Here is a 6,039-nt window from a genome sequence, read left to right on the forward strand (position 1 = left end):
AAAACTACCAAGCCTGGAGGTGAAACAATGAAGGAAAAGAAGGAAAGACATCATGCAACAGAGGGAAAAGGGAAATTAGAACTCGATGTCGACCGGATGATCAATGAAGGAATGGCCGGCGGCATGGAACGATCCGTCCATGGAAGAGAACAATTAGGACAAGTTCACGAGATACCAGAACAAAAGGATAACTGACAGACAAACTAAAAAGTACGCCCGCAGCAATTGCTGCGGGCGTACTTTTTTATAGAAACCTTTAGATCATTATCGGCTTTTGACAATCATTTGTACTGCGTCATTGATTAGCTGCTCAGCTGAATCACCATTCTCCTTGCTGGTGCGAATGCAAGTTTCCAGGTTTTTAGCAACGATGTAACCAATTGCACGGTCCATCGCAGAACGAGCGGCTGATAGTTGTGTGATGACGTCTTTACATTCTTTTTCTTCTTCCATCATCTTCAACACTCCGCGGATTTGACCTTCTATGCGCTTTAAACGGTTTTTCGTTTCCTGGTTATATTGGTCCATTTTAATCTCTTCCATGCTTGTACCTCCCTTTCCTCAGGGTTATATCGTGAAACATAGTTCCCTATTATCAATGTACCCTCATAGGTATATTATAATCGTTTTTCAAGAAAAAATAAACCCTTTTACTTGGTATAAGTATTCCTATTGATATAATAAAGAATAACTTATAAAAAAGGAAGATACAAATGATAACTGTGAATCAGCTGCAAAAGATATACCCTTCTCTCGTCTGTCTTCCAAGCGATCAGCCGCTGGAAGTCAAGGAATACAAATGGTATCAGACTAATACGGATGAAATAGTCGGAATTAAAAAAAGCGATCTAACTGACCGGGAGATGCACATGCTTGATTTATTCCTCACACCCTACCGTTATGATACTCCCTATATAACAGAGCGGGAGCAGCAATGGCTAGATGCGATTTATCACAACCAGATAGGCAGTTTTAAAAAAAGCAACGCGCCTGAACGTTTCCGATTCGTCTTCTTTCAGTTGTCTGAGCGTGACACAGACCAGGAAACTTTCCGTGAAGCTATCCAGGGGTTGTTTTCTTCTGCTATGCCGATTATTTGGGAAAATGCCCATTCTGGTTTCATCATCGAGGAATCTGTAGTTGCCAACCAGGAAGAAGACCTCTCATATGAACCGATTATTGACGTATTAATGAGTGACTTTTATATGAAGCTTTCCTTTTATGTCAGTGAATATGTTTTCCATATTGATGACGCTCCTGCCCATTTTACCTGGAGCAAACACTGTTTCCAAACCGCTAACCGACACCTGAATAAAGACGTTACCAGTTTTTTGGATGTCTTACCTTACCTCTATTTGGATCATATGCCTGGGGAGAAAGGAGAAAGAATCATAACCGGAACATTGCAGGAAGTCGTTGACGAACCTGAACTGCTGGAAACCGTCAGAGTATTCCTGGAGTGTAATTCAAATGCTACCGTGACGGCAAAGAAGTTGTACATGCATCGCAATAGCCTTCAATACAGAATTGATAAGTTTATTGAAAAAACGGGAATAGATGTCCGTCAATTCCACGAAGCCCTGCCGACCTACATGGCATTACTGCAGCTGAAAGCTGCCAATAGAAATAAATAGTAACGGTGGACCTTCCGATATACAACGTGCACAAAGTGACCGATTATCTTTGTGCACGTTGTCCATTTACGGTTGCTGGAGACTTAGATAGACTATATACATAGCTTATAAAACGCTTACATAAATTCAGGGAGGAATTTAACATGGCAGAACTGAAATTAGAACATATTGATAAAGTTTATGACAAGAACGTAAAAGCGGTTGAAGATTTCAACTTGCACATCGATGATAAAGAATTCGTTGTTTTCGTAGGGCCATCCGGGTGTGGTAAATCAACAACTCTTCGTATGATCGCAGGTCTTGAAGAGATTACAGGTGGAGACTTCTACATCGGTGATAAGCGCATGAATGATGTCGCGCCAAAAGACAGGGATATTGCGATGGTTTTCCAGAACTATGCCTTGTATCCTCATATGAATGTGTACGATAACATGGCATTCGGACTGAAGTTACGTAAAATGGACAAGAAAGAAATCGACCGCCGTGTACAGGAAGCAGCCAAAATCCTTGGATTGGAAGCATTACTTGACCGTAAACCTAAAGCGCTTTCTGGTGGTCAGCGTCAGCGTGTCGCTTTGGGGCGTGCCATTGTTCGTGACGCAAAAGTATTCTTGATGGATGAACCATTATCCAACCTCGATGCCAAGCTTCGTGTGCAGATGCGTGCGGAAATCCAAAAACTTCACCAGCGCCTCCAGACGACTACCATCTACGTTACCCATGACCAGACAGAAGCGATGACAATGGCAACACGTCTGGTTGTCATGAAGGATGGCTATATCCAGCAAGTTGGTGCGCCAAAAGAAGTGTATGATAAGCCGAACAATGTTTTTGTTGGCGGCTTCATTGGATCGCCAGCAATGAACTTCCTGACTGGCACACTAAAAGAAGGCTACATTGATGTTGGAGATGTCAATATCAAAGTTCCAGAAGGAAAAATGAAACCGTTGCGCGCACAGAATTACTTGAACAAAGAGGTAATTTTAGGGGTACGTCCTGAAGATATTCACGATGAGCCATTGTTCATTGATGCTAACCCTGAAAGCAAAATCACTGCCCATATCGAAGTAGCAGAGCTGATGGGTTCTGAATCCTACCTTTACTCGAAAGTGAACAACCAGGACTTTATCGCCCGTGTCGACTCCCGTACTGATATCAAAGGCGGCGAGGACATTGTACTTGCGATGGATATGAATAAAGCCCACTTCTTCGATGCAGAAACAGAAGAACGCATCAAATAATAAAATTATAAAAAGGATTGTCATCTGTTAGAAGGTGACAATCCTTTTTAATGGGCAGCTTCTTGTATTTCTTTCGTCATGATTTTCCCACATTCCACACATTGAATGACATGAATGCACTGCTGAACGGTTGCTGAATCTGGATCTCCGTCTACCATCTTCGTCATCATGATTTCTAAATACGGGCTATAATCATCTAAGTAATCCACGATTTTTCCGTGATCGACCATTTGGCTCGAACAATCTGGACAACGGTCCTCAACCTCTTCTATTCCATTGCAAATGGGACAAATGACCATACCCTTCCCCCTCATCATTTATAAACTTTAATTCTTTCCGCTTCCATTCCTATTGATACTAAATCCATAAAAGAGACGAATTGTGGAAGACTCAGTTTCAAGATTGTAAGGGTTCGTTACTATAAAAGAGTCAGGGCTGGCTGGGAAACTACTCGCTTTCCTGCGGGGGAACCGGCGAGCCTCCTCAGTCGTTTCACTCCCTGTGGGGTCTCGCCTGGCTCCTTCTCCCGCGGGAGTCTCGCAGTTTCCCAGCCAGCCCATCCGAAGGATGGAGAAACGAACCCCCGCATAGCTGAAGAGATTTTCCACGATCACCGAATAGTGTGGCTTGAATTTGAAAGATACATCCCGCTTTTGCTTTTATAAGTAACTCTCCCTTTGATTGAAGGACTGCTTATCGATGTTTCCGTTTACCTCACCAAAGTAAGGAGGGACGGTAAATTGCGAGACTCCCGTGGGAGGATAGTGCATGGTGAGATCCCGAAGGGCTTTAAGCCCGAGGAAGCTCACCGTACGCCCATGGAAAGTGAGTGATTTCCCGGACCTCCACACTGTTACTACCGTAACGGAAACAAACTATCTCGAAACTAAGTCTTCAAGAAAAAGGGAGCTTTTAAATAAAAGGAAGGAGAAGCGTAGGCCGCTTCTCCTGTTTACCATTCGTTTATCGTTGTTGTTGACCGCCGAATTGAGATTCAGCCATTTGAACTAGACGCTTAGTGATTTCTCCACCAACAGAACCGTTAGCGCGAGAAGTAGTGTCTGGTCCAAGTTGTACGCCGAATTCTTGGGCAATTTCCATTTTCATTTGATCAAGAGCTTGTTGTACACCAGGTACTACTAAGTTGTTAGAGTTGTTTTGAGCCATTTTGTCTCACCTCCTGTGTAATTGTAGTTTGACCCACAATTCAGGAAGTATCACAAAATTTTTTTGGTAAATTTGTACAAAAAATCAGCTACTTAGCATTCGGTTTTGTCATCGCTTTTGGATCGACATACTTTTCAAATTCTTCTTCTGAAAGAATCCCTAATTCTACTGCCGTTTCCTTCAATGTCTGATCTTTCTCAAAAGCAGTTTTAGCGATTTTAGCAGCATTTTCATAACCGATATGCGGGTTCAATGCCGTTACCAGCATTAAAGAATCTTTTAGATATTGTTCAATCTTGCCGTGATCAGGCTCCAATCCGCTCACACAGCGCTCATCGAACGATACCATGCTGTCAGCAAGCAGCTGTGCAGACTGAAGGAAGTTATAAGCGATTACTGGTTTGAATACGTTCAATTCGAAGTTTCCTTGACTCGCTGCAAAACCGATCGTTGCGTCATTCCCCATCACTTGAGCGGCCACCATAGTCACTGCTTCACTTTGTGTTGGATTCACTTTACCTGGCATAATCGAGCTTCCTGGTTCATTAGCAGGTATGGTTATTTCACCAATGCCACAGCGTGGACCGCTTGCCAGCCATCTGACATCATTGGCAATTTTCATAACATCCGCTGCCAATGCTTTCAAAGCACCATGAGCATGGACAAGTTCATCGTGAGAAGTCAATGCATGAAACTTGTTAGGAGCGGAAATGAACGTCTTCCCTGTTTCTTCGTTGATTTTCTTCACTACTGTTTCGGCAAAATCAGCGTGAGCATTCAGACCTGTTCCGACTGCTGTACCACCAATCGCGAGTTCTTTCACATACTGCAGGCTGTCCTCCAGCATGTTTTCCGTCTTCTCAAGCATACGGTGCCAGCCGCTGATTTCCTGGCCAAGCGTCAATGGTGTCGCATCCTGTAAATGAGTACGACCGATCTTAACAACATCCTGAAACGCTTCCATTTTTTCTTTTAAAGTGGTCTTCAATTGTTTCAAAGAAGGTAAAACGTATTCTTCTACTTTCAAGACAGCGGCAATATGCATAGCCGTTGGATAAGTATCATTCGAGCTCTGTGATTTGTTAACATCATCGTTCGGATGCAATCTTGTTTCCGATCCCTGCTCCTTCAACCATTCATTCCCTACATAGGCAATGACTTCGTTGACGTTCATATTGGATTGTGTCCCACTTCCGGTCTGCCATACGACTAATGGAAAATGGTCAACCAATTCTCCTGCAGTGATACGATCGGCAGCATGAGCGATAGCATCCGCTTTTTCCTGCTCCAATAGGCCTAATTCACTGTTCGCGCGTGCAGCGCTCTTTTTCAATACAGCAAACCCATGAACCACTTCTACGGGCATCTTTTCATTTCCGATTGGGAAGTTTTCTTTACTGCGCTGGGTCTGGGCTGCCCAGTATTTGTCTTTTGGTACTTTCATTTCACCTAATGTGTCTTTTTCAATACGATAGTCCATGTAATATCCTCCCTCGCCTTTTGAAAAAATCTTTAGAAAAACTTTGCTTGCCACCATCTACTGAATGGGATAACCAAAGTATTTCTTTTTCCTTCCATGCTTTAAGAAGTTTACCTTTATTAAAGTACACGTCCAATTATAACAAAAATCTTCTCCCGGCATCATATAGTACAAAAGGTTTTATGAGAATAAGCAACTTTCTGACTATTTACATTATTCAGAAACAAATGTATAGTAAAGGTATCAACTCGGAAAGGAGGCAGGAAGGCACTACATACAACGTGAAGGAGGGATGGTTACCGAAACACGTTTAGTAGCTGATTTTCTTGCTCGATTTTTCAATGGGTTAAATAATGGATTAGTGGTGAAAGAAGCCCTGTGGGAGGGCTTCTTTTTTGTGTGTGCCCGGCATGTGCGCACGCTTTAGGGTTCAAGTCCCGAGCGGTGAAGGTCATTGTAACCGTTAGCTGAAGGCAAGGGTGTCTGGGACGACCTGGAATCTGAAGGAAGCTGGAGG

General features: G+C 43.1%; 7 protein-coding genes. 3 read left to right on the forward strand and 4 right to left on the reverse strand.

The features are described 5' to 3' along the window. Positions 1-27 precede the first annotated feature (27 nt). Positions 28-195, forward strand: a complete 168-nt coding sequence (locus tag ACGTNI_RS18405; RefSeq protein ID WP_394464057.1) for a hypothetical protein — start codon at positions 28-30, stop codon at positions 193-195. Between the two features lie 69 nt (positions 196-264). Here the strand turns inward: ACGTNI_RS18405 and ACGTNI_RS18410 are convergent, their stop codons facing one another. Beyond that, a complete protein-coding gene (locus ACGTNI_RS18410) occupies positions 265-543 on the reverse strand; it encodes a metal-sensitive transcriptional regulator (protein ID WP_085506871.1) in 279 nt (92 codons plus the stop codon). A 170-nt stretch (positions 544-713) separates the two neighbouring features. On the opposite strand from ACGTNI_RS18410, the gene ACGTNI_RS18415 reads away from it, so the two are divergent. Together ACGTNI_RS18415 and ACGTNI_RS18420 are read left to right on the forward strand one after the other, a co-directional pair. Then, complete coding sequence (locus ACGTNI_RS18415) at positions 714-1,634, forward strand: PucR family transcriptional regulator (protein ID WP_394464058.1); 921 nt, start codon at positions 714-716, stop codon at positions 1,632-1,634. A gap of 143 nt (positions 1,635-1,777) precedes the next feature. Then, positions 1,778-2,875, forward strand: coding sequence for an ABC transporter ATP-binding protein (locus ACGTNI_RS18420; protein WP_394464060.1), 1,098 nt, complete (start codon positions 1,778-1,780; stop codon positions 2,873-2,875). Positions 2,876-2,922: 47 nt separating this feature from the next. On the opposite strand, the gene ACGTNI_RS18425 is transcribed toward ACGTNI_RS18420, so the two are convergent. The 3 genes from ACGTNI_RS18425 to fumC all read right to left on the reverse strand — a co-directional run bounded on the left by ACGTNI_RS18425 (position 2,923) and on the right by fumC (position 5,522). Beyond that, entirely contained in the window at positions 2,923-3,174 is a 252-nt protein-coding gene (locus ACGTNI_RS18425; RefSeq protein WP_394464061.1) for a hypothetical protein, read from the reverse strand. Positions 3,175-3,838: 664 nt separating this feature from the next. Next, positions 3,839-4,042, reverse strand: coding sequence for an alpha/beta-type small acid-soluble spore protein (locus tag ACGTNI_RS18430; RefSeq protein ID WP_062444142.1), 204 nt, complete (start codon positions 4,040-4,042; stop codon positions 3,839-3,841). A gap of 88 nt (positions 4,043-4,130) precedes the next feature. Beyond that, a complete protein-coding gene (gene fumC, locus ACGTNI_RS18435) occupies positions 4,131-5,522 on the reverse strand; it encodes a class II fumarate hydratase (RefSeq protein WP_394464062.1) in 1,392 nt (463 codons plus the stop codon). Positions 5,523-6,039 lie beyond the last annotated feature (517 nt).

The organism is Thalassobacillus sp. B23F22_16, from assembly GCF_043496955.1.
Lineage (GTDB): Bacteria > Bacillota > Bacilli > Bacillales > Halobacillaceae > Thalassobacillus > Thalassobacillus devorans_A.

Excerpts from the sequence above, each read along its gene's own strand:
- ACGTNI_RS18425 (WP_394464061.1), bottom strand. The coding sequence starts at position 3,174 with ATGGTCATTTGTCCCATTTGCAATGGAATAGAAGAGGTTGAGGACCGT.
- ACGTNI_RS18410 (WP_085506871.1), bottom strand. The coding sequence starts at position 543 with ATGGAAGAGATTAAAATGGACCAATATAACCAGGAAACGAAAAACCGT.
- ACGTNI_RS18405 (WP_394464057.1), top strand. The coding sequence starts at position 28 with ATGAAGGAAAAGAAGGAAAGACATCATGCAACAGAGGGAAAAGGGAAA.
- ACGTNI_RS18415 (WP_394464058.1), top strand. The coding sequence starts at position 714 with ATGATAACTGTGAATCAGCTGCAAAAGATATACCCTTCTCTCGTCTGT.
- ACGTNI_RS18430 (WP_062444142.1), bottom strand. The coding sequence starts at position 4,042 with ATGGCTCAAAACAACTCTAACAACTTAGTAGTACCTGGTGTACAACAA.
- ACGTNI_RS18420 (WP_394464060.1), top strand. The coding sequence starts at position 1,778 with ATGGCAGAACTGAAATTAGAACATATTGATAAAGTTTATGACAAGAAC.
- fumC (WP_394464062.1), bottom strand. The coding sequence starts at position 5,522 with ATGGACTATCGTATTGAAAAAGACACATTAGGTGAAATGAAAGTACCA.